The 22,328-nt window shown below is 69.6% G+C and carries 19 protein-coding genes; 11 read left to right on the top strand and 8 right to left on the bottom strand.

The window, feature by feature from the left end; translation table 11 throughout:
- Positions 1-23 precede the first annotated feature (23 nt).
- Positions 24-389, bottom strand: a complete 366-nt coding sequence (gene clpS, locus EV668_RS06220) for an ATP-dependent Clp protease adapter ClpS (protein ID WP_133768938.1) — start codon at positions 387-389, stop codon at positions 24-26.
- Positions 390-639: 250 nt separating this feature from the next.
- Positions 640-972, bottom strand: coding sequence for a phasin family protein (locus tag EV668_RS06215; RefSeq protein ID WP_133768937.1), 333 nt, complete (start codon positions 970-972; stop codon positions 640-642).
- 322 nt (positions 973-1,294) lie between these two features.
- On the opposite strand from EV668_RS06215, the gene EV668_RS06210 reads away from it, so the two are divergent.
- Entirely contained in the window at positions 1,295-2,755 is a 1,461-nt protein-coding gene (locus EV668_RS06210; protein ID WP_133768936.1) for a D-alanyl-D-alanine carboxypeptidase, read from the top strand.
- Positions 2,756-2,792: 37 nt separating this feature from the next.
- Here the strand turns inward: EV668_RS06210 and EV668_RS06205 are convergent, their stop codons facing one another.
- From EV668_RS06205 to EV668_RS06195, 3 genes are all read right to left on the bottom strand, one after another.
- The gene (locus EV668_RS06205; protein ID WP_133768935.1) at positions 2,793-3,524 is read right to left on the bottom strand and encodes a DnaJ domain-containing protein; all 732 of its coding nucleotides are present in this window, start codon (positions 3,522-3,524) and stop codon (positions 2,793-2,795) included.
- Entirely contained in the window at positions 3,521-4,264 is a 744-nt protein-coding gene (locus EV668_RS06200) for a VWA domain-containing protein (RefSeq protein ID WP_133768934.1), read from the bottom strand. The genes EV668_RS06205 and EV668_RS06200 overlap by 4 nt, the downstream gene beginning before the upstream one ends.
- A 79-nt stretch (positions 4,265-4,343) precedes the next feature.
- Positions 4,344-4,874, bottom strand: a complete 531-nt coding sequence (locus EV668_RS06195; protein ID WP_133768933.1) for a gamma carbonic anhydrase family protein — start codon at positions 4,872-4,874, stop codon at positions 4,344-4,346.
- A gap of 143 nt (positions 4,875-5,017) precedes the next feature.
- Between EV668_RS06195 and EV668_RS06190 the strand changes: the two genes are divergently transcribed.
- Entirely contained in the window at positions 5,018-6,229 is a 1,212-nt protein-coding gene (locus tag EV668_RS06190) for a PQQ-dependent sugar dehydrogenase (RefSeq protein WP_133768932.1), read from the top strand.
- Positions 6,230-6,271: 42 nt separating this feature from the next.
- Here EV668_RS06190 and EV668_RS06185 read toward each other — a convergent pair whose 3' ends face one another.
- The 3 genes from EV668_RS06185 to EV668_RS06175 are packed head-to-tail and all read right to left on the bottom strand — an operon-like array spanning position 6,272 to position 10,316.
- Positions 6,272-7,024, bottom strand: coding sequence for an SDR family NAD(P)-dependent oxidoreductase (locus EV668_RS06185; RefSeq protein WP_208111479.1), 753 nt, complete (start codon positions 7,022-7,024; stop codon positions 6,272-6,274).
- Between the two features lie 44 nt (positions 7,025-7,068).
- Positions 7,069-7,515, bottom strand: a complete 447-nt coding sequence (locus tag EV668_RS06180; RefSeq protein ID WP_133768930.1) for a cyclic nucleotide-binding domain-containing protein — start codon at positions 7,513-7,515, stop codon at positions 7,069-7,071.
- A gap of 20 nt (positions 7,516-7,535) precedes the next feature.
- On the bottom strand, positions 7,536-10,316 hold the full coding sequence (locus tag EV668_RS06175) for an ABC transporter transmembrane domain-containing protein (protein WP_133768929.1): 2,781 nt from the start codon (positions 10,314-10,316) through the stop codon (positions 7,536-7,538).
- Positions 10,317-10,505: 189 nt separating this feature from the next.
- Between EV668_RS06175 and EV668_RS06170 the strand changes: the two genes are divergently transcribed.
- Genes EV668_RS06170 through EV668_RS06130 form a run of 9 tightly spaced genes read left to right on the top strand, consistent with a single transcriptional unit; the run spans position 10,506 to position 22,241 of the window.
- The gene (locus EV668_RS06170; protein WP_133768928.1) at positions 10,506-11,771 is read left to right on the top strand and encodes a glycosyltransferase family protein; all 1,266 of its coding nucleotides are present in this window, start codon (positions 10,506-10,508) and stop codon (positions 11,769-11,771) included.
- A gap of 7 nt (positions 11,772-11,778) precedes the next feature.
- Positions 11,779-13,071, top strand: coding sequence for a glycosyltransferase family 4 protein (locus EV668_RS06165; RefSeq protein WP_133768927.1), 1,293 nt, complete (start codon positions 11,779-11,781; stop codon positions 13,069-13,071).
- The gene (locus EV668_RS06160; protein WP_133768926.1) at positions 13,068-14,225 is read left to right on the top strand and encodes a glycosyltransferase family 4 protein; all 1,158 of its coding nucleotides are present in this window, start codon (positions 13,068-13,070) and stop codon (positions 14,223-14,225) included. The genes EV668_RS06165 and EV668_RS06160 overlap by 4 nt, the downstream gene beginning before the upstream one ends.
- Positions 14,222-15,370 carry a glycosyltransferase family protein gene (locus EV668_RS06155; RefSeq protein WP_133768925.1) on the top strand — a complete coding sequence of 383 codons (1,149 nt, stop codon included), beginning with the start codon at positions 14,222-14,224 and terminating at the stop codon, positions 15,368-15,370. Before EV668_RS06160 ends, EV668_RS06155 begins: the two co-directional genes overlap by 4 nt.
- Positions 15,367-16,149, top strand: a complete 783-nt coding sequence (locus EV668_RS06150) for a polysaccharide deacetylase family protein (RefSeq protein WP_133768924.1) — start codon at positions 15,367-15,369, stop codon at positions 16,147-16,149. Before EV668_RS06155 ends, EV668_RS06150 begins: the two co-directional genes overlap by 4 nt.
- Positions 16,146-18,014, top strand: coding sequence for an ABC transporter ATP-binding protein (locus EV668_RS06145; RefSeq protein ID WP_133768923.1), 1,869 nt, complete (start codon positions 16,146-16,148; stop codon positions 18,012-18,014). The genes EV668_RS06150 and EV668_RS06145 overlap by 4 nt, the downstream gene beginning before the upstream one ends.
- Positions 18,011-20,065, top strand: coding sequence for an ABC transporter substrate-binding protein (locus EV668_RS06140; RefSeq protein ID WP_133768922.1), 2,055 nt, complete (start codon positions 18,011-18,013; stop codon positions 20,063-20,065). The genes EV668_RS06145 and EV668_RS06140 overlap by 4 nt, the downstream gene beginning before the upstream one ends.
- The gene (locus tag EV668_RS06135) at positions 20,062-21,084 is read left to right on the top strand and encodes an ABC transporter permease (protein WP_133768921.1); all 1,023 of its coding nucleotides are present in this window, start codon (positions 20,062-20,064) and stop codon (positions 21,082-21,084) included. The genes EV668_RS06140 and EV668_RS06135 overlap by 4 nt, the downstream gene beginning before the upstream one ends.
- The gene (locus EV668_RS06130; RefSeq protein WP_133768920.1) at positions 21,081-22,241 is read left to right on the top strand and encodes an ABC transporter permease; all 1,161 of its coding nucleotides are present in this window, start codon (positions 21,081-21,083) and stop codon (positions 22,239-22,241) included. The genes EV668_RS06135 and EV668_RS06130 overlap by 4 nt, the downstream gene beginning before the upstream one ends.
- Positions 22,242-22,328: the final 87 nt, after the last annotated feature.

Raw genomic sequence — 22,328 nt, 5'->3', positions numbered from 1 at the left:
AGAGCGCCCGGCCGCCGAGGCCGTCACTTCTTTTCCATGACGCACTGGAGCGGGTGCTGGTGCTTCCGGGCGAAATCCATCACCTGCGTCACCTTGGTCTCGGCGACCTCGTAGGTGAAGATGCCGCATTCGCCGACACCGTTCTGATGGACGTGGAGCATGATCCGCGTCGCGTCGTCCCGACTCTTGTTGAAGAAGCGCTCGAGCACGAGCACCACGAATTCCATCGGGGTGTAATCGTCGTTCAGCAGCAGGACGCGGTAAAGATTGGGCCGTTTGGTCTTGGTTTTCGGCTTGGCGATGATGGCCGTGCCGGAGCGCCCGTCGTCGCCGCCCCCGGGGACGCCGGCGGCGGACCGCACCTTCAGATGATCGACCGTCCCGACCATTCCGCGCCCACCTCCTCACCATACGATCGGCGCCGCGCATGGCCCGCCGAATCCGCCATCTCATCTAAAGGCCGGGACCGCCCTTCGCCAGGGGCTCTCGTCATGGCTCCCGTCATGCGGCGCCAGTCTCGAACAATTGAAGCGGCTCGGCGATGGCACGAAGCGTCGCGCATCGCGCCGCCAGGAGGGTATCTCAAAACGAAAACGCCCGGCACGAGGCCGGGCGTCGCAACCGGTTCGGAGCCGGACGTCAGGAGACGGTCGGCTTCGCCATCAGCGTCTCGAGGGGGGCGGCCGCGTCCTTGGCGACCGACACCGCGAGCTGGCCCATCTTGGCCGTCTGGGCGACGAGGCCCTCGTAGCTCGAACGGAGATAATCGCCCTGGATCTGCATCGCGACGTCGAGCGTCTTGGCGCCCAGGAGCTGCTCGGAGGCCTTCTGGCCCGCTTCGAAGGAGCGCTTCACGTAGTCGACGCTCTCGCTCGTGACGGCCTGTGCGCCGGTGGACAATGCGGTGAACGACTTCAGGGCCGCATCGGCGCCCTCGCGGCTGAGCTTCGTGAACGAATCGAGATTGACCATCGTCGTCTGCGGGGCAGTGAGCTCCCGTCCCTGTCTAGAGTTGGGTCGCGCCCGCCGCTTCGCAGACGGGCCAACTCCCGGACTATATGCAGCGCACAATCAAACGTCAAGATATCATTGTGCAGTGCACAATTACAATTCGACTCGCATTTAACCCATCCGTAACGGCGTCTCCGTAGCGTCATCCGACGTGTCGAACCGGCCGCGTTCGCGGTTGCGAGCAGGCCGGTGTTCCTCGAGGCCGAGAGGCGGGGTCGGACGAATGTTGGGTTGCGTCGGCGTAAGCAAGGTCCGTGTTGCGGTCACGGCTGGCCTTGTTGCGATGGTAGCGTCGCTGGTCTGCACGACGGAGGCGGATGCCCGTCGGAACAAGCCGCGGCGGGCTCCCGCCAAGGTCGCGAAGGCAGCTCCGTATTCGCCGCCCTATGCGGCGATGGTCGTGGACGCGAATACGGGTCGCACGCTGCACGCGGTGAACGAGAACGCGCTCCGTCATCCCGCGTCCGTCACGAAGGTGATGACGCTCTATCTCCTGTTCGAGCAGCTGCAGCGCGGCAGGCTGAAGCTCGATTCCGAGCTCAAGATCTCGCGCCGCGCCGCGTCGATGGCGCCGTCCAAGCTCGGCCTGCGGCCCGGCAGCACCATCGCGGTGGAAGACGCCATCAAGGCGCTGATCACGCGATCGGCCAACGACATCGCCTGCGCCATCGGCGAGAACCTTGCGGGCTCCGAAGAGGCCTTCGCGGCCCGCATGACGCGCAAGGCTCGCTCCCTCGGCATGACGCGGACCGTCTTCCGGAATGCCTCGGGCCTTCCGAACCCCGATCAGGTCACGACGGCGCGCGACCTCACCATCCTCGCCCGGGCGGTGCAGGAGAAGTTCCCGCGCTACTACCGCTACTTCCAGACCCGCGTCTTCGAATATGCCGGCCAGCGCATCGGCAACCACAACCGCCTTCTCGGGCGCGTCGAGGGCGTCGACGGCATCAAGACCGGCTTCACGAACGCGTCCGGCTTCAACCTGATGACCTCGGCCCGGCAGGATGGACGCCACGTCGTCGCCATCGTCCTGGGCGGACGGTCCGGTGCCAGCCGCGACAACATCATGGCCGGCCTCATCCGCACCAACATGGCGCGCGCCGCGACGAGCGGGCGGTCCTCCGTCTTCGCCAGCCTCCAGCAGGATGACGACGACGACGATGCGCCGGTCGCCGTCCGCACGCAGCTCGCCTCGGTCGGTGACGTCGAGACCACGGGCTCCCTGCCGACCCGCGCCGTCGAAGCTCCCCGCCCGCCCGCAGCGCCGGTCGCTGTCCTGCCGCCGCAGAAGCCCCTGCAGCCGGGCCAGAAGATCGAGGCCCGCCTCCCCTTCGCGCCGGCCGTGCCCATGCCCCCGTCGGCCGGGGATGCCGAAGCGGCTGCCGCGCGCGCTCCGGTCTCCGCGCCCGTCCGCACCGCTTCCCTCGTCCCGACGCCTCCGGTGAAGGCGACGCCCGCCGCGAAACAGGCCGAGACGGTCACGCGTCCGATCGCGGTCACGCCCTGGGTGATCCAGCTCGCCGCCGAGGGCGACGAGGGCCGCGCGAAGAGCGTGCTCGACGATGCCAAGGCCGCCAGCGGCCGCGCCCTCGCCCGCGCTGCGCCCTTCACCGAGAAGATCAGCCGCGGCGGGACGACGCTCTACCGCGCTCGCTTCTCCGGCTTCGCCGAGGCGGACAAGGCCCAGGAGGCCTGCCGCACCCTCAAGAGCCGCGGCTTCGCCTGCTTCGCCACGCGAAGCTGACGGCCCCTAGCCCTTATCCGACCGGTCCGCGTGGAGTTCAGGCATGTCGCCCCAGCAGAAGGTCCTTGGCTTGGTTGATCCGGCTCGCGAGCCAGGTCGATCCGCCCTGATCGGGGTGAAGCCGCTTCATCAGCGACCGGTGCGCCTGCCGAACGGCGTCTTCGGACGCTCCTGGCTGAAGCCCCAGGATCTCGTAAGCTTCCTGCTGCGTCATCGTGCCGAGCTGCGCCTGGGGCCGGCCCCCACCGTGCGGACCCGGCTCAGCGTCTTCACGCCAGCCGGGAAACCGGCCGTCGAGATATTGTTCGATCAGCCGGCTCCCATCGGGATCGTCCGCGAGGCACTCGCGGCGCAGGGCGAGCAGCTCGCGGTCTGACAGGCTTTCGAGCGGGCGGCCGGAGAAGGCCCCCGCCAGCACCCGGCCGGTGATCGTCCCGCTATCGTGATCGAGCACCATCTCGATCCGCCGGGACTTCACCTTCGAGGTCGATCCGGCCGAGCGCGCGGACGAGCCGCCGCCGAAGGGCGACGCGCCACCGCCGAGAAAAGCCGGCAGGGCGGCCCAGCCCAGCAGCCAGGCGCCGCAGCTCCCCACCACCACCGCCATGTCCATGCGGCCTCTGAGGCCGAGAAGCCCTGCGACGGCGAGGGCCGCGAACCCTCCGCCGACACGCGCGACCTTGCCGATCTGCGCCCGCCCGGTGACGCCGAAGAACTTCAGCCCCCACCAGGCGAGGATCGCCGCGCCGATGACGCCGAGCAGGGTCATGGCCGCCCTCCCGGGCCGCCGAGGCGAGGCAACGAGGCTGCGAGCCGCCGCGCGCCGGCATCCCGCGCCGCGAGTCGGTCGAGTTCCGCCCGTCCCCCCGCGGCATAGGCCGCGACCGCACGCAGAAGCGCCTCGAGTTCGGCCGGAGCCCGCGAATCGAAGGCGAAGGCGGCACCGCCCGTGAGCCGCGCGATCTCGCCATAGGCCGCCGCGACCCCATCCTGTCCGCCTTCGTGGAACATGAAGGCCTTGACCCCGAGGAGGCCGAGCTGCCCGGCCTTCGCGCACAGCCCGTCGAGCCCCTCCTCCATCGCATCGCCCACATAGACGAGCGCGCGGATGGGCTCGCGCCCCCCCTCCTCGAGGACATGGCCGAGGACGCGGGCGATCTGGGTCTCCCCAGCCTCGCACCGGATCTTGCCCATCAGTTCGGCCAGCCTGCGGGGATCGGCCACCCAGCGCGAGGCGCGGCACTCTCGGAAGCCCCGGAAATAGACGAGCTGGACCGACAGGCCCCCGACCGCCGCCGCCGCGTGGAACATCGCCGCCTGGACGCGGGAGGCCATGTCCCAGGTGGGCTGCCGGCTCATGGTGGCATCGAGCGCGAAGACGAGCCGCGCCGCTCCGGCGGCCGGCGCGGCCACGCGATGCGCCTCCTTCAGGAACGCATCGATCTCACGCGCCGAGGAGCGCGACTCGGGCAGGGAGGCAGGCGGCCGGTTCGTCATCGCAGCCACCATGTGGGAGATCGCGGCCGGGGTGCAAATCGAATCCGTGCCCGCTCGCAGGGCGCGGCCGCTCGCCCGCGTGTCCGTCGCGTCAATCCAGACGCTTGAGGCCGCCCGCGAACCGCTTCCAGTTGCTGACATAGCCGGCCGCGCCGCGCAGGAGGCCTTCCACGGTCGCGTCGTCGAGCTGGCGCACGGCCTTCGCCGGCGAGCCGACGATCAGGGAACGGTCCGGGAAGGCCTTGCCTTCGGTCACGAGCGCATTCGCCCCGACCAGGGAGCCGGCGCCGATCCGAGCGCCGTTCAGCACCGTCGCGCCCATTCCGATCAGCGCCCCGTCGCCGATCGTGCAGCCGTGCAGGATGGCGTGATGACCGATGGTGCAATGGGCTCCGATCGTCATCGGGAAACCCATGTCCGTATGGAGCATGGCCCCCTCCTGGATATTGGTCCCCTCCCCGATGGTGATGGCCTCGTTATCTCCCCGGAGGACGGCACCGAACCAGATCCCGACATCCCGGCCGAGATGCACCGCCCCCATCACGTGCGCATCGGGCGCCACCCAGAAGGCGGCATCGTCCGGAAGCTCGGGGGCGATTCCGTCGAGGCTGTAGATCGGCACGGGCAAAATCCTCCAGATTTCTTCGGAGGGAAGGCGCGGGGCTCCCGCCTGTCAAGCGCCGGCGAACCGCGTCGCGGCGTTGCGGCCCCTCGCCGCCCCGTTTGCGTCACCGGAGGTGAGCACCCATATCGGCCGGGTCCAACCTGAGGAAACCGACCCTGCGACCGTTCCTGCTCGGCCTCGCGGCCATCCTCGCACCCCCCGCCCCCGCGCTCGCCGCCCCGGCCGAGACCGAAGCGCCGAACGCGCCCTGGCAGCGACCGGCCTTCGCCGGCCAGACCAGGGCCGAGGCGCCGCCGAAGGCGACATCGCTTGCTGTCAGCACGGTCGTGGAGAGCCTCCCGCATTCCTGGTCGTTCGGCTTTCTGCCGGACGGGCGCATCCTGACCGCGCAGAAGGCGGGGGAGATGCGGATCGTCGGCAAGGACGGCCGCATCACCGAGGTCGCGGGCGTGCCGCGGGTCGATGCGCGCGGCCAGGGAGGCCTGCTCGATCTCGCCCCGAGCCCGCGCTTCGCCGAGGATCGGCTCGTCTTCTTCAGCTTCGCCGAGCCGCGCGATCCCGGCAACGGAACCTCCGTCGGCCGCGCACGCCTCGTCGAGGACGGCGGACGGGCGCGGCTCGAGGACGTCCGGGTGATCTTCCGCCAGGAGCCCTCCTGGAACAACAACATGCATTTCGGCTCCCGGCTCGTCTTCGACGATGCCGGCCGGCTCTACATCACGGTCGGGGAGCGCTCGGACGCGGCGGCGCGCGGGCAGGCGCAGGATCTCGGCAGCGGGCTCGGCAAGGTCTTCCGGATCGAGGCGGACGGCGCCATCCCGAAGGACAACCCCTTCGTCGGACAGCCGGGCAAGGTTCCGTCGATCTGGTCCTATGGCCATCGCAACCTGCAATCGGCCGCTCTGGACGCGCGCGGACGGCTCTGGACGGTCGAACACGGCCCGCGCGGGGGCGACGAACTCAACCGGCCGGAGGCGGGCAAGAATTACGGCTGGCCGCTCGTGACCTACGGTGCCGAGTATAGCGGCAACCGCGTCGGCCGGGGCTTGACGCAGCGGGAGGGCACCGAGCAGCCCGTCTATTACTGGGATCCGGTGATCGCGCCCTCGGGGCTCGCGATCTATCGCGGCGCGCTGTTTCCCGAATGGCGCGGAGCGATGATCGTCGGCGGCCTGGTCAGCCAGGGCGTCGTCGTCCTGCGCATGGCCGACGACCGCGTCGCGACGGAGGAGCGGATCCCGCTCTCCGCCCGCATCCGCGACGTGAGGGAGGGGCCGGACGGCGCCGTCTACGCGCTCACCGAGCGCGACAAGGGCGGCTCGCGCATCCTGAGGCTGGCGCCGCGGCCGTGAGGGCGAGGGGTGGGAGCGTCTGCTCCCCTCCTTCCGCTTCCGCTACAGCGCCGAGACCGTGTGTCCGCCGTCCACGGCGACGCAGCTGCCGGTCATCCAGCGCGACGCGTCCGTCGCGAGCAGCAGGAAGGCGCCGTCGAGATCCTCCGGCTGGCCGAGCCGCCGCTGGGGGATCCGCTTGATCAGCGCCTGACCGGGATCGGACTGGAAGAAGTCGTCGTTGATCTCGGTCGCGATATAGCCGGGGGCGAGCGCGTTCACGCGGATGCCGTAGCGGGCCCATTCGAGCGCATGCGCGGCCGTCATCTGGATGACCGCCGCCTTCGTCGTCGCGTAGACGGAGACCGCTCCCGAGACGCGGCGCCCCAGGATCGAGGCGATGTTCACGATGACCCCGCCCCGTCCGGCCTCGCGCCAGCCGCGCGCCGCGCGGGTCGAGACCGCCCAGACGCCCTTCAGGTTCGTGTCGACGACCTTGTCGTAGAGCTCCTCGTCGATGTCGAGGGCCGGCCTGTTGTCGGTCACGCCGGCATTGTTCACGACCACGTCGATCGGCGAGGCTGCCGCAGCGCGCTCGAGCGCGGACGAAACCGATTCGGCATCGGCGACGTCGAGATCGACCGCGTGCGCGCCTGCGGCCCCGAGTTCCAGCAGCGTTCCGACCAGCGCTTCGAGGCGGTCCCGCCTCCGCGCGCCGACCGTCACGAGAGCCCCGTTCTTCGCGCAGAGCTTCGCGAAATGCTGACCGAGCCCGCTCGACGCCCCCGTCACGAAGACGTGGCGCCCCTTTAGCATCGCCCCGAGATCCAAACCCGTTCCTCCCTGTCGTCCGCGGGGCCTTATTGGCCCGATCGCGCCAAAAGCTGTGCGTTCGTGCGCTCGAGCCGGCTCGCCAACTCGCGCATCACCGCGATCGACATTTGCGGGAATTGGGTCAGGAGGTCCAGGAAGACGCGCTTATCGATCCGCAGCGCGATGGTCTGCTCGACCGCTACGACGGTCGCGCTCCGCGGCGTCTCGGACAGGATGCCCATCTCTCCGACGAGGGCGTTGCGGCCCAGTTCCGCGACCTTGAACTGGCCGCCCGCGGCGTCGAGCAGGACGTCCGCCCTGCCGTCGAGGATGACATAGGCGGCGTCCGCCGCGTCCCCCTGCGAGAAGAACGTCTGGCCCGCGGTGAACCGGATGCGCTCGGAGGTGAAGGCGAGAAGCTTCAGCCGCGACGGCTCGATCCCCCGGAACATCGGCACTTGGCGAAGGGATTGGACTTCCGTCTCGAGCGTCATGGTCTCCCCTTCTGCCGGCGCTACTCCGCCGCCTGCCGTCGCGAGGCGCCGGGCTGACCCTCTTTTGCCTCGGAAAGACCGTCTTCGCCACCCCGCTCCTCGCCATCGTCCTCCGACGGCGCCTCCCGCGGCTCCGGAGCCGCGGATGGATGGGGCTCGATCGCGACCAGATGGCCGTCCTCGAAGGCGATCGCCTTCTCGAACCGCGCGAGGTGGCGGTCGTTCGGCAGCACCATGACCAGCGAATGCGTGCCGACCGATTCGAGCAGGAAGTCCGTCAGCTCGGCGACGCGCTTCTCACCGAACGGCGCCAGTGCGCCGTCCACCACGAGAAGGTCGGGCCGCTTCACGAGACAGCGCACAAGATTGACGATGGCGCGCTGATGGGCGGTCAGGCGCCGCCCGGCCGGGCCGACCGCGTGGTCGAGACCGACGCGCTCGATCTCGGACGACAGATCCATCTCCGCGACGACCTCCGCGCCCACGGCACGGAGTTGCTCCCGCGCATCGGCGATGCTGGCATTGACGCGGCCGAAGATGAGATTGTTCTGCAACGGGGCCGCCAGGGTCAGGCGATCGGGATCGTAGAACTCGACCCCGGGATCGTCGCGCTCCTCGAGCATCGCACGCATGTGCTTGCGCGCCTGCAGGAGGCGTTCACGGAACGCCTCGTCGAGGATGCCCAGACGATGCCGGGGCTCGATATATTCGAGCGGCAGGGCCAGCAGGCGCTCGCGGTCGTCGCGGGTCAGGCCGCCGCGCCCCTTTCCGTGGGAACGCTTCACGATCGCGGCGAATTCGTCGAGTTCGTCGGCGTGGACGAAGGCGAACTGCTCGAAGAGCGGATGCCCCTGCGGCAGCCCCTCGAAGATGTCGGTCATCGTCTCGGCGATGGCGACGCCCATGCGCACGAGATCGTCGGTCAGCTTCTCCTGGTCGAGAACCGCCCGGAACCCGGCATGCTCGACGATCGCCCGCCCCTTGAGCGCCGGCGAGGTGGGCATGCCGAACAGGAGATTCTCGACGACCGTCGCATGCGCGTTGTAGGCGTCCTGATCGAAGCTCTCGACGAGTTCGGACTTCCCCTCGCGTTCCAGACGCTCCCTCAGCCGGTGACGCGCCTCGACGACGCGCTCTGCGAGTCCGGGCTGGCGCTCGGGATCGATCAGGCCCGTGAGCCCGAAGCGGTAGACGTCGTCGCCGAGCCCGGCCCGGTCCAGCAGGATCAGGAGCGCCGCATCCAGCGCGACATGGTCCTTCGCGCCACTTCGATCGAGATCGATCCAGCTCCCGGCGACGGAATCGAGCGGATTGCCGGTGCGTTTCGCCTCGACGATCCGGCGCTGCTCCTCCTCGTCCGCCTCGATGTCCTCGATCTGGCGCTGCCTCAGCCCGTAGATCAGGTTGTCGCGGATCGTTCCCGGAAACAGGATCGGCTCCGGCCCCGCATAGGCGATCCGGCGCCCGACCGTCCCGTGGCCCAGCGCGGAAAGATGACGATCGCCGATCGTGACCTCCCCACCATAGCTCTCGTCGCGGCGGGCGAGGATCCGGGCGAGGTTGCTCGCGGCCGCCGTGCCGTCCGAGAGGATGGCGACGCGGCTCGGCAGGTCGAGCGAGACGTCTCCTCCCCGGATGAGCGGGCTGCCATGGCCGTCGAAGGTCGCAAGGGCCTTGATGGCGAGCGCGCCTTCGAGCGGGGCGTCGCCCCGGTCTTCGTCGGCGGCATCCTCGACGACGCGCAGCCGCTCCGGCGCGAAATAGGCGACGACCTGATCGTACTTCACCTGAACGTCGAGGCGCTGCTGATCCCAGTCGATCAGTTCCTTCAGCGGGGGCGGCAGCTCGCGATAGGCCGCGATGACGGCCACGAGCTGGCCGATGTCGAGCTTGCCCGACAAGGCGAAATACCCGCCGACGGCGTAGAAGAAGAACGGCGTCATCTGGGCGAGCAGATTGTTCAGAAATTTGACGATGAACTTCCGCTTGTAGATCTTGAAGCGGATATCGAAGAGGTGATGGAGCCGCCCGCCGATCTCCGCCCGCTCCCAGGCGGCGGTGTCGTGGACCTGGACGGCCTCCATGCCGTCGATGACCTCGCTCACGCGCCCGGCGAATTCGCGCGAGGCGAGCTGGCGCTGGCGGCCGAGGACGAGCAGCTGCCGGCGCAGCCGCGGGATGATGATGAACTGCGCCCCGACGATCGCCGCCGCCAGGAGGCCGAGCCACAGGCTCTGGATGAGGATGAAGGTGAGCGCGGTCGCGGCCTGGGTGCCGAGCATCAGCGGCTGGATATAGGCGTCGCCGATGAACCCGCCGATCGGCTCGACCTCGTCCTTGATGATGGTCGCGGCCTCGGCCGAGCGGACGTTGCGGAGCGCCTCGGGCGTGAACCGGAGCGCATAGGAGAAGAGCTCGAAACGCAACCGGCGCATCATGCGCTCGCCGAGCGCGCCCTTCTGCACGTTGATCCAGTACTTGATGAACCCGTTCACGAGCACGAAGAACAGGAACAGGAACGACAGGCCGAAGAGCAGCTCCAGGCGCCCGACCTGAACGCCTTCGACGATCTGCGTCTCGCCGCCGCCGAGCCAGCTGGGCCAGTGGATCGCGAAATCGAGGAACGGGGCGGTCATGCGGCCGTCCTCGAAGGCCCGGCCCTGGATCGCCTCGTTGACGATCTTCCGCGGCAGATCGAGCGACATGTAGAAGAACGGCAGGGAGCCGAGCACCACCGCGAAGATGATGAGCTGGTCTCGCCGCGAATGGCGCCAGATGTAGCGGAAGAGACTCTTCGTCATCGGACGGTCATCGTAGCATGGTGACTGAGGGTCGCGATATGCTCGGCGCGTTCATCCGCGCACGCGCCGGCCGACCTCTCGGCAACGGGGAATTGCCGGCCGGGGGATGATCCGGCCGCGGATCGTGGTATGGGGTCGGAGGCCACAATCCGCAAACAGCGGTACCACAACCGGCCCGGGACCCGTCGAATGTTGCTTGCGAGCGGAGAGCCGGATCGGGCCGCGCCGCGCTCCGGAGGTGAGACCGGGCGCTCGCGCGTGATGATCTACAGCCACGACACGTTCGGGCTCGGCCACCTGCGTCGCTCGCGCGCCATCGCCAACGCCCTCGTCGGCGAGCGGCCCGGCTTCTCGGCGATCATCGTGTCCGGTTCCCCGGTGATCGGCTCCTTCGAATTCGGCTCGGGCGTCGACTACGTGCGCGTGCCGGGCGTGACCAAGCTGCCCGACGGCGACTATCGCAGCCTGAACCTCAATCTCTCGATCGAGGAGGCGACGGGGCTGCGTGAGGCCCTGATCCGCCAGACGGCCGAAACCTTCGACCCCGACGTGCTCATCGTCGACAAGGAACCGACCGGCTTTCGGGGCGAGATCGTGCCAACGCTCGACCTCATGCGCCGGCGCGGCGCGCGCATCGTCCTCGGCGTGCGCGACGTCATGGACGATCCGGCGCTCCTCGTCCCGGAATGGGAGCGCAAGGGGGCGGCGGACGTGCTCGCGCGCTGCTACGACGAAGTCTGGGTCTACGGCCTTCCGGAGATCTACCGTCCCCTCGCCGCGTTCGACCTGCCCGAGCATCTCGTCCGCGACACGGCCTATACCGGCTATCTGCGCCGGGAATTGCCGGCGGAGCCAATCCTCACCCGCTATCCGGGCCTGACGCGGCGGCCGTTCATCCTCGTGACGACCGGCGGTGGTGGCGACGGAGACGACGTGATCGAATGGGTGCTGTCGGCCTACGAGGCCGACCCGTCGATCCCCCTCCCCGCCGTCGTGGTGTTCGGGCCCTTCATCAACCGCGACCGGCGGCGCGGCTTCATGGCCCGCATCGCACGCCATCCGAAGCTCGACGCGATCTCCTTCGACACCAAGCTCGAAGTCCTGATGAGCCGGGCCGAGGCCGTCGTCGCGATGGGCGGCTACAACACGTTCTGCGAGATCCTTTCGCTCGACAAGCGCTCGCTGATCGTGCCGCGCACGAAGCCCCGGCGCGAGCAGCTCATCCGCGCCGAGGAGGCATCCCGCCTCGGCCTCGTCTCGATGCTCGTCGCCGAGGACGGCGTCCGGGCTCCCGAAGCCATGGCCCGCGCCCTCCACGCTCTGCCGACGCGGCCGCGCCCGTCCGATGTCGTGATCCCCGGGCTGCTGGACGGGCTCGACGTCATCCGCAGCCGGGTCTCCGCGATCCTCGACCCCGCCGAACCCCGTGGCTCCCTGCCCGAAGCGGCGGAATAGCCCGAGCATGGTGTCGGGTCCGGGCCGCGTCGCGGTCGTCGTCAAGGGCTATCCGCGTCTGTCGGAGACCTTCGTCGCGCAGGAACTGCTCGGCCTCGAGCGGCGCGGCATCCCGCTCGAGATCTGGTCGCTCCGCCAGCCGACGGACCGTGTGCTCCACCCGATGCACAAGGCGATCCGGGCCCCGGTGCGCTATCTGCCCGAATACCTCTACGAGGCGCCGTTCCGCGTGCTGAAGGGGCTTCTCGCGGCGGTGCGGCGGCCCGGATTCGGGCGGCTGCTGCGCGTCTTCGCAGCCGATCTGCGCCGCGACCCGACGCCGAACCGGCTGCGCCGCCTCGGCCAGGCGGCCGTGCTCGCGCGCGAACTCGACCCAGCGATCGGCCATCTCTACGTGCATTTCCTGCATACGCCGGGCTCGGTGACGCGCTACGCCGCGATCCTCACCGGCCTGCCCTGGAGCTTCTCGGCCCACGCCAAGGACATCTGGACGACGCCCGACTGGGAGAAGCGCGAGAAGATGGCGGAGGCGGAATGGGGCGTGACCTGCACCCGGCACGCCCTCGCGCATCTCCAAACCCTCGCGCCCGAGCCGGAGCGCGTGAGCCTCCTCTATCACGGTCTCGATCTCGACCGCTTCCCCGCGCCGCCGGAGAGCCGCCCGACGCGCGACGGCAGCGACCCGGCCGATCCGATCCGCATCCTCGCGGTCGGCCGGGCCGTCGAGAAGAAGGGCTTCGACGACCTGATCGCGGCTCTCGCCGTCCTCCCGCCGGACCTGCACTGGACCCTCGCCCATTGCGGCGGCGGACCGCTCCTCGACACGCTGAAGGCCAAGGCGAAAGCGGCCGGGATCGGCCCGCGGATCGCCTTCATGGGCACGAGGGCTCAGCCCGATATCGTGAACCTGATGCGGGAGGCCGACATCTTCGCGCTGCCCTCCCGCGAGGCCGAGGACGGGGACCGCGACGGACTGCCCAACGTCTTGATGGAGGCCGCCTCGCAGGACCTCGCCATCCTCTCGACGCGCCTGCCGGGAATCCTGGAATTCGTCAGGCCCGATGCCGAAGCCGAGCTGGTGCCGCCGGGCGATTGGGAGCCGTTGTCGAACGCGCTGAACCTGCTGATCCGCGATCCCGCCCGGCGGGAGGCGCTCGGGCGCGCGGCGGGGCGGCGGCTCCGGGCCGAGTTCTCGGCCGCCGGCGGCCTCGACCGGCTGGCCGTCCGCTTCGGCGGGGCCGGTTCGGAGGGCGCCGAGGAGGACACGGGGGCACGGCGGGCCGACGCGGCGGGCGGATGATCCCGCTCGCATTCTACGCCCCCCTGAAGAGCCCGGAGGACCCGGTCCCGTCCGGCGACCGGACCATGGCCCGCCTCCTGATGCGCGCCCTGCGCCATGCCGGGTTCGACCCCGTCCTCGCGAGCGACCTGCGCAGCCTCGATATCCGCGGAGACGGTGTCTTGCAGGCCGAAATCGCCGGCCGCGCCGACGCCGAGACCGCGCGTCTGGTCGCGTCGTTCCGCGCGGAGCCGGCCGAACGCCGTCCGCGCCTCTGGTTCACCTATCACTGCTATTACAAGGCGCCCGACCTCGTCGGCCCGCGCGTCGCGGCGGCGCTCGCCATCCCCTATGTCGTCGCGGAAGGCTCCCGCGCCCCGAAGCGCGCCGTCGGCCCCTGGGGCCACTGGCACGAGGCAGCCGAGGCGGCCCTCGACCGCGCCGATCACCTCTTCGTCATGGCTCCCCAGGACCGCGAGGCGCTGGACCGGGCGAGACCACCCCGGCAGACGATCACCGACCTGCCGCCGTTTCTCGACGCGGAGCGCCGGGAGTTCCCGCTCGGGGCAGCGGCGGGGAGCACCGAGCCGGATCGTCCGTCAGGCCCCCTCCGCCTCCTCGCGGTCGCGATGATGCGGCCCGGGGACAAGCTCGCCTCCTATCGCCTGCTGGCGGAATCGCTCGCGCGTCTCGGCACGGAGAGCGATTGGAGCCTCGACATCGTCGGCGACGGCCCGGCTCGGGGCGAGGTCGAGGCCGCCTTCTCGGCGTTCGGAGACCGAATCCGGTTCCACGGCGCCGTGCCCGAACCGGCGGGCCTCGTCGCCTTCTACCGTGCCGCGGACCTCCTGGTCTGGCCGGCGGTCAACGAGGCCTACGGCATGGTCTTCCTGGAGGCCCAGGCGACGGGCTGCCCGGTCCTCGCGGGGCGGGAAGGCGGCGTTCCCGCCGTTCTACGCGACGGGGAAACCGGCTTCCTCGTCGCTCCGCGCGACGCCGCGGCCTTCGCCGGGCGCTTGCGCGATCTGACCGAGCGCCCCGCCATCCTCGCGCCCATGCGGGAGGCTGCCCGCCGCTTCGTCCGCGAGGAGCGCAGCCTCGACGGCGCGGCGGCGATCCTGCGTGCGGCGCTCGGCCCGCTGGCGGCCGGGGCCGTGCGGGAGGAGCCGGCGTGACGCTCTCCGTCCTGATCGCCGTCACGCATCTCCTCGGAGCGGGCCACCTGACGCGGGCGGCGGCGATCGGGCGAGCGCTCGCCCGTCGCGGCCACCGGGTCACGCTCGTCACCGGAGGCACGCCGACGCCGCTGGTCGACATGGCGGCGATGGCGGTCGTGCAGTTGCCGCCCGTCCGCACGCGGGTCGGCGACTTCACGACGCTGCTCGACGCGAATGGCCGCCCCATCGAACCGGACCATCTGGCGAGCCGCCGCGACACGCTCCTCGCAGCCTTCGCCGCGGCGCGGCCGGACGTCGTCGTAACCGAGCTCTACCCGTTCGGGCGCCGCGTCCTCCGGACGGAGTTCGAGGCGCTGCTGGACGCCGCAGACGCGGCGGAGCTGCGACCCGTCATCCTCTGCTCGGTCCGCGATATCCTCGCCCCGCCATCCCGGCCCGAGAAGGCCGAGGCGGCTCACGCCGTCATCGCGCGGCGCTATCGCGCCGTCCTCGTCCATGGAGACGAGGCGACGGTGCCGCTCGAGCGGTCCTGGCCCGTCGACGACGCGCTCCGACGCCGTCTCGTCTATACGGGCTATATCGGTCCCGAGGCCGCTCTTGCCTCGCCCGGCACGCAGGATGACGGCTCGGTGCTCGTCTCCGGCGGATCGAGCGCCGCCGCCCTCCCCCTCTACCGGGCGGCGATCGAGGCCGCCCGGGCCGATGCCGGGCGCCCCTGGCGCATCCTCGTCGGCAAGGCCGTCGGCGAAGCCGATCACGGCGAACTCCGGGACGCGGCGCCGCCGAACGCGATCGTCGAGCGGGCGCGTCCGGATTTTGTGTTCCTTCTCGCCAAAGCCGCTGTCTTCGTCGGCCAAGCCGGTTACAACACGGTCATGGACATCGTCGCGACCCATGCCCGATCCGTCCTCGTCCCCTTCGAACAGGGCCGCGAGACGGAACAGCGCCTGCGGGCCGAGGGCCTCGCGGCCTCCGGCCTCGCGACGCTGCTGGCGGAAGGCGACCTCACGCCGACTGCCCTCGGCGCCGCTATCGCCCATGCCGCCGGCCGGCCACGGCCGACCTTCCAGGGCATCGCGCTCGACGGTCACGACCGCGCGGCGCAGGCGATCGAGGCGTTGGCGCGGGAGGGCCGCTCATGACCGCGGCGCTCGACGCTCTCGCGGCTCGGTTCGACCGGCTGGCCGATGCGGGTCGCGTCGTCGATCTCTGGTGGCGCGACGACGATGCGGTGGAGGCGACGCCGGCTTTGGATCGGCTCCTCGGTCTCGCCGAGGCGGCCCGCTGGCCGGTCTGCCTCGCGGTGATCCCGGCCCTCGCCCGGCCGTCCCTTCCCGAACGGCTCGCGGGTCGAGACGACGTCACGGTTCTCGTGCATGGCTGGACCCATGCGAATCATGCCCCGCCCCACGAGAAGACGGCCGAGTTCGGCGCGCATCGTGCGGTCGCGGAGATGGACCGCGAGATGAGGGACGGCCGCGACCGCCTGGCATCGGCATTCGGCGAGCGCGCGCTTCCCGTCTTCGTGCCGCCGTGGAACCGGATCGCTCCGGCGGCGGCCGCCGCCCTGCCCCGGCTCGGATACCGCGCCCTGTCGTGTTTCGGCGGAGCCGAACATGGCGGCCCGCTCGCCCGGCTCGATGCCCATCTCGATCCCGTCGACTGGCGCGGCGGGCGCAGTCTCGCAAGGCCGGACGCGCTCACGGCGCAGCTCGACCGTGCGATCGACCGGGGCGTGACCCGGATCGGCTTCCTGACCCATCACCTGATGTTCGACGATGTCCTCTGGAGCTTCGTCGAAGGCGTCGCCGCCCTCGCCGCCGACCATCCCGCCACCCGGCCGATCGGGCTGTCGCAGCCGCTGATCGACCGGCTCGCCGGCGGCGCCGCGGATGCCTCGCTCCTCGGAGCGGCGGCATGAGACCCCTCCTCGACATCCGGGACCTCGTCGTCGAGATCAGCGCCGACGGGACGACCTTCAAGGCCGTCGACGGGCTCAACCTCTCCATCCCCACCGGCAAGACGGTGGCGATCGTCGGCGAATCCGGCTCCGGCAAGTCCGTGACCGCGCAGGCGATCATGCGCATCCTGCCCAAGGTCGCCCGGATCGCGGGCGGATCGGTCGTCTTCGACGATCCCGCCGACCGCCATCCGCCGCTCGACATCGCGGGGATCCCCGACGGCAGCGAGACGATGCGGCGCATCCGCGGCGGCCGGATCGCGATGATCTTCCAGGAGCCGATGACCTCGCTCTCGCCGCTCCACACGGTCGGCGACCAGGTGACGGAGGCGCTGAGGCTCCACGCGCGCGTCAGCGCCGAGGAGGCGAAGGAGAAGGCCGTCGAGGTCTTCCGGCGCGTCGGCTTCCCCGATCCGCAGCGGGCGCTCGTGACCTATCCGTTCGAGCTGTCGGGCGGGCTGCGCCAGCGCGCCATGATCGCGATGGCGCTGATCACGCGGCCGGCTCTCCTCATCGCCGACGAGCCGACCACGGCGCTCGACGTCACGACGCAGGCGCAGATCCTCGATCTGATCCGCGAGCTGCAGGGCGAGACGGGGATGTCCGTCCTCCTCATCACGCACGATCTCGGCGTCGTCGCGAACATGGCCGACGAGGTCGTCGTGATGTACCGGGGCCGCGTGGTCGAGGCCGGTAGCCGGGACGACATCTTCCGGCGCGCCCAGCACCCCTATCTGCGCGCCCTGATGAGGGCCGTGCCGCGTTTCGGGATGGAACCCGGCGAGCGCCTGACGCCGCTGCGCGAGGTTGCAACGGCCGCTCTCCCCGCCCGTCCGCCGACCGTCGAAACCCCGCCCGACCGCACGGTTCTCGCCGTCGAGAACCTCACGAAGACCTTCACGCTCCGGGCGGGCGTGTTCAGCGGCAACCTGCGCGAGATCAAGGCGGTCGATTCCGTCGACCTCTCGCTGCTCTCCGGCAAGACCCTCGGCCTCGTCGGGGAATCGGGCTGCGGCAAGACCACCCTCTCGAAGATGATCTCCCGCGCCCTCGTTCCGGATGCCGGCCGCGTCCTCTTCGACGACGGGACCGGCCCTCAGGACGTGCATCAGCTCTCCGGCGAGGCGCTGACCCGCTATCGGCGCACGGTGCAGTTCGTGTTCCAGGACCCGTTCTCGTCCCTGAACCCGCGCATGACGGTCTACGAGATCCTGACCGAGCCGATGATCATCCACGGCATCGGCACGAGCGACGAGCGCTTCGAGCGGGCGAAGACCCTGCTCGACATGGTCGGGCTCGACCGGCAGAGCCTGCGCCGCTATCCGCATTCCTTCTCGGGCGGCCAGAGGCAGCGCCTCGGCATCGCCCGCGCCCTCGCGCTCGAACCCGCGGTCCTCCTCTGCGACGAGCCGGTCTCGGCCCTCGACGTCTCCGTTCAGGCCCAGGTCCTGAACCTCCTGAAGGACCTGCAGAAGGCGCTGGGACTGTCCTACATCTTCGTGTCCCACAATCTCGCGGTGGTGGATTACGTCGCCGATACGATCGCCGTGATGTGCCGCGGCCATATCGTCGAGGAGGCGGCGGCCGAGACGCTGTTCCGCGCCCCCGCCCACCCCTACACCAAGGCCCTCCTCGCCGCGGTGCCCGATCCGGACATCGACCGCCCGCTGGACTTCGCGCGGCTCAGGTCCGACAAGTTCTCCGATCCCTCGGCCTGGCCGGAGCCGTTCAGGCTGGCGCGAGGCGATTCGGGGCGGATGATGTCGCTCGCCCCGGACCACAAGGTGCGGATGATGACGGCAGCTTCTCTCGGCGAGGCCGCATGACGGGCCTCCGCATCCGGACGACCGCGCGTCTTGCCGCGGCGTGTCTCGTTTGCTGGAGCGCGCTGGCGAGCGGCGCGCGGGCGCTCGCGCCCGTCGAGACGCCCATGTTCGAGGAGGCCGTGACGGCGGGCCAGCTGCCGCCCGTGGCGGAGCGGCTTCCGAAGAGCCCGCTGGTCGTCGATCTGAAGGCGACCGGGCGCGAGATCGGCAAGCCCGGCGGGCAGATCATCTCGCTCGTCTCCCGCGCGCGGGACATCCGCTATCTCTCGGCGAATTCCTACGCCCGCCTCGTCGGCTACGACGAACAGCTCAATCTCGGCCCCGATCTCCTGGAAAGCCTGGAGAACCAGGGCGACCGCACCTTCACCTTCGTGATCAGGGAGGGCCATCGCTGGTCCGACGGCCACCCCTTCACCGCCGAGGATTTCCGCTATTATTGGGAAGAGGTCGCGCTCAACAAGGACCTGAACCCGGCCGGCCTTCCGGACTTCCTGCTCGTCGACGGCGAGGAGCCGCTCTTCGAGGTGCTCGATTCCCGCACCGTTCGCTACACGTGGCCGAAGCCCAATCCACGCTTCCTGCCGACCCTCGCGCAGCCGCGCGATCCCTTCATCTACCGGCCCGCCCATTACCTCGGAAAGGCGCATAACCACTACGTCGACCAGAAGACGCTCGACGACTGGGCCAAGAAGGAGAAGCTGAAATCCTGGGCCGCGCTCCACAACCGGCTCGACGACATGTTCGAGAACACGAACCCGGCCCTGCCGACGCTTCAGCCCTGGCGGCCGACGACGAAGATGCCGGCGAACCGCTTCGTGTTCGAGCGCAATCCCTACTACCACCGGGTCGACACCGAAGGGCATCAACTGCCCTATCTCGACCGGGTCATCTTCGATGTCTCGTCGAGCGGGCTGATGGCCGCGAAGGCCAATTCGGGCGATGCCGACATCCTCTTCCGCGGGCTCGCCATGGGCGACATCCCGATCCTGAAGGAAGGCGAGAAGGCGCAGCGCTACAAGACGCTTCTCTGGCCGTATGCGCGCGGAAGCGAGCTCGCCCTCTACCCGAACCTCACGACGAAGGATCCGGTGTGGCGCAAGCTCAACCGGGACCCGCGCTACCGCCGCGCCCTCTCGCTCGCGATCGACCGCCACATCCTGAACAACGCCCTCCTCTTCGGCATCGGCACGGAGGGCAACGACACGATCACGGAACAAAGCAGGCTGTTCGAGCCGGAGTTCCGGACGCTGCATGCCCAGCACGACCCGGGCGAGGCGTCCCGTCTTCTCGACGAGATCGGCCTGACGAAGCGCAACAGTGCCGGGATCCGGCTTCTTCCCGACGGGCGCGAACTCGAGATCATCGTCGAGACGGACGGCGACGGCAGCATGATCGTCGACGGGCTGACCCTGATCGGCGAGTTCTGGCGCGACGTCGGCATCAAGCTCTTCATCAAGCCGCAGGACCGCACCGTCCTGCGCAACCGCACCTATAGTGGGCTCACCGTGATGGTCGCGGCTCAGGGGCTGGACCTCGCCCTGCCCACGGCCGACATGCCGCCGAGCGAGCTCGCGCCGATGCGCCAGGACAACTATGCCTGGTCGCGCTGGGGGCAGTATCACGAGACCAGGGGGAAATCGGGCGAGAGCTGCGACATTCCCGAAGCCGTCGAGCTGATGAACCTCTATCAGAGCTGGCTGTCGACGGCCGACGATGCCGAGCAGACCCGCATCTGGAAGGCCATGCTCAAGAACCGGGCCGAGAACCTCTGGTCGATCGGCACCGTCGCCGGCGCCCTCCAGCCGATCGTGGTCCGAGACGGGCTGCGGAACCTGCCCCAGCGGGCGGTCTATTCCTGGGATCCGACCTCGATGCTCGGCGTCTACCGGATCGACGAGCTGTTCTGGGACAGCGTCCGCTCGAAGGAGGCCTGGCTGCCGCCCATCCGGCGGCGCCATCGCGTCACGGCCGGCGAGGCGCAGCCGTCCGGGGCTTCGGCCAACCGGCACGGATCACCGAAATCCGCCGCGGCGGAGGCACCGCGCCCGTGATCCGCTTCCTCTTGAACCGAGCCGCGACCATGGCGGTCACGATCGCCATCATCTCCGCGCTCGTCTTCTTCATCATCAAGCTGCCGCCCGGCGACTTCCTGACGAACCAGATAGCCGAGTTGCGCGCCCAGGGCGAGACCGCCTCCATCCAGAAGGCCGAGTTCCTGATCCGGCAATACGGGCTCGATCTGCCGATCTGGCAGCAATATCTCGTCTGGATCGGCGTCTGGCCGGGTCCGAACGGGTTTTCGGGCCTGCTCCAGGGCGATTGGGGCTGGTCCTTCGAATACGACCGGCCAGTGACCGAGGTAGTCGGCGACGCGCTCTGGCTGACGCTGCTCATCAACCTCGTCGTCGTCGTCTTCGTCCATGTCGTGTCGATCCCGATCGCGATCTATTCGGCGACGCGGCAATATTCGATCGGCGACTATATCGCGACCTTCGTCGGCTATATCGGCCTCGCGACCCCGAGCTTCCTGCTGGCGCTCATCCTTCTCTATTACATGAACCGCTGGTTCGGGATCTCGATCGGCGGCCTCTACGACGCCAAATATGCGGGCCAGCCCTGGACCTGGCCGAAGATCCAGTCGCTCCTGTCGCACCTGATCGTCCCGACCATCGTGATCGGCCTCGGCGGCACCGCCGCGATGATCCGCCGGATGCGGGCCAATCTCCTCGATGAGCTCGGCAAGCAATACTACGTCACGGCCAAGGCCAAGGGCATGCCGCCGACCCGCGCGCTGCTGAAGTACCCCTTCCGCATGTCGCTGAACCCCTTCATCGCCGATATCGGCAACCTCCTGCCGCACCTCGTCTCGGGCTCGGTCCTCGTCTCGCTCGTCCTGAGCCTGCCGACGGTCGGCCCGATCCTGCTCGCGGCCCTCAAGACCCAGGATCAGTTCCTGGCCGGGTTCATCCTGATGTTCGTCGCGGTCCTGACCGTGGTGGGCATGCTGGTCTCCGACCTCCTCCTGGCGATGCTCGATCCGCGCATCCGGCTCGCCGGGAGAGCCCGGTGAGCGCGCCGACCGGACCGGGGCATTTCGTCGACAAGGCTCCCTTCGATCCGGGTCTCAGCGAGCCCGGCGGAGCGCAGAACGACAGCTTCTACCGGGCTTCCGCCTGGCGGCTGACCTGGTGGAAGTTCAGGCGGCACCGGGTGGCGGTGGCGGCGGCCTTCGTGCTGCTCGCCTTCTACGCCCTCGTGCCCTTCGTCGAGGTCGTCGCGCCCTACAACCAGACGAAGCGGCATGGCGACTTCATCTATGCGCCGCCGCAGCAGGTCCACCTCGTCCACGAGGGGCGCTTCGTCGGCCCGTTCGTCTATCCCTATCGCTTCACCTTCAACATGGAGACCTTCCGGCGCGACTACGTGGTGGACACCTCGAAGCCGCAGCCGCTCCGCTTCTTCTGCTCGGCCGATTCCTACGAGTTCTGGGGCCTGTTCCCGGCGAGCTTCCATCTCGTCTGCCCGCCCGAGAACGGGACGATGTTCCTGTTCGGCACCGACAGGCTCGGCCGCGACCTCTTCTCCCGCATCATCTACGGGACGCGCATTTCGCTGACGATCGGCCTCGTCGGCATCGCGGTCTCCTTCACCCTGGGGCTCTTCTTCGGCGGCCTCGCAGGCTATCTCGGCGGCTGGGTCGACAACGTCGTCCAGCGCATGATCGAGATCATCCGCTCGCTGCCCGAACTGCCGCTCTGGCTCGCCCTGTCTGCTGCCTTGCCGGCGAACTGGAGCCCGCTCCTCGTCTTCTTCGGCATCACCATCATCCTCGGCATGCTCGACTGGCCGGGTCTCGCCCGCGCGGTGCGCTCGAAGCTGCTCGCCTTGCGCGAGGAGGATTTCGTGCGGGCCGCCGAACTCATGGGGGCCTCGAAGTCGCGCGTGATCGCGCGCCACCTCATCCCGAACTTCATGAGCCATCTCATCGCCTCGGCGACGCTGTCGATCCCCTCGATGATCCTCGGCGAGACGGCGCTCTCGTTCCTCGGCCTCGGCCTCCGCCCGCCCATCACGAGCTGGGGCGTGCTGCTCAACGAGGCTCAGAACCTCGCCGCCGTGCAGCTTCATCCCTGGCTGCTGCTGCCGATCCTGCCGGTGGTGCTGGTCGTGCTCGCCTTCAGCTTCATGGGCGACGGCCTCCGCGACGCCGCCGATCCGTATCACTGAGGCCGATCCGCGAGGGCCGAAGGACACGCAGCCGTCGTGCGTGGTTGGGGGCGACCTCCGGTCGCCGCCTCGGCATGAGGAAAGTCG

Origin of the sequence: Enterovirga rhinocerotis, assembly GCF_004363955.1 — a bacterium.
GTDB lineage: Bacteria > Pseudomonadota > Alphaproteobacteria > Rhizobiales > Beijerinckiaceae > Enterovirga > Enterovirga rhinocerotis.
Note: the sequence above shows the minus strand (reverse complement) of the source record. Positions and strands in the feature narration are given on the sequence as shown.

What these genes read in the sequence shown, in the direction of transcription:
- clpS (WP_133768938.1), bottom strand. Translation starts at nt 389, where the DNA reads ATGGTCGGGACGGTCGATCATCTGAAGGTGCGGTCCGCCGCCGGCGTC.
- EV668_RS06215 (WP_133768937.1), bottom strand. Translation starts at nt 972, where the DNA reads ATGGTCAATCTCGATTCGTTCACGAAGCTCAGCCGCGAGGGCGCCGAT.
- EV668_RS06210 (WP_133768936.1), top strand. Translation starts at nt 1,295, where the DNA reads ATGGTAGCGTCGCTGGTCTGCACGACGGAGGCGGATGCCCGTCGGAAC.
- EV668_RS06205 (WP_133768935.1), bottom strand. Translation starts at nt 3,524, where the DNA reads ATGACCCTGCTCGGCGTCATCGGCGCGGCGATCCTCGCCTGGTGGGGG.
- EV668_RS06200 (WP_133768934.1), bottom strand. Translation starts at nt 4,264, where the DNA reads ATGGTGGCTGCGATGACGAACCGGCCGCCTGCCTCCCTGCCCGAGTCG.
- EV668_RS06185 (WP_208111479.1), bottom strand. Translation starts at nt 7,024, where the DNA reads ATGCTAAAGGGGCGCCACGTCTTCGTGACGGGGGCGTCGAGCGGGCTC.
- EV668_RS06180 (WP_133768930.1), bottom strand. Translation starts at nt 7,515, where the DNA reads ATGACGCTCGAGACGGAAGTCCAATCCCTTCGCCAAGTGCCGATGTTC.
- EV668_RS06175 (WP_133768929.1), bottom strand. Translation starts at nt 10,316, where the DNA reads ATGACGAAGAGTCTCTTCCGCTACATCTGGCGCCATTCGCGGCGAGAC.
- EV668_RS06170 (WP_133768928.1), top strand. Translation starts at nt 10,506, where the DNA reads ATGTTGCTTGCGAGCGGAGAGCCGGATCGGGCCGCGCCGCGCTCCGGA.
- EV668_RS06165 (WP_133768927.1), top strand. Translation starts at nt 11,779, where the DNA reads ATGGTGTCGGGTCCGGGCCGCGTCGCGGTCGTCGTCAAGGGCTATCCG.
- EV668_RS06160 (WP_133768926.1), top strand. Translation starts at nt 13,068, where the DNA reads ATGATCCCGCTCGCATTCTACGCCCCCCTGAAGAGCCCGGAGGACCCG.
- EV668_RS06150 (WP_133768924.1), top strand. Translation starts at nt 15,367, where the DNA reads ATGACCGCGGCGCTCGACGCTCTCGCGGCTCGGTTCGACCGGCTGGCC.
- EV668_RS06145 (WP_133768923.1), top strand. Translation starts at nt 16,146, where the DNA reads ATGAGACCCCTCCTCGACATCCGGGACCTCGTCGTCGAGATCAGCGCC.
- EV668_RS06140 (WP_133768922.1), top strand. Translation starts at nt 18,011, where the DNA reads ATGACGGGCCTCCGCATCCGGACGACCGCGCGTCTTGCCGCGGCGTGT.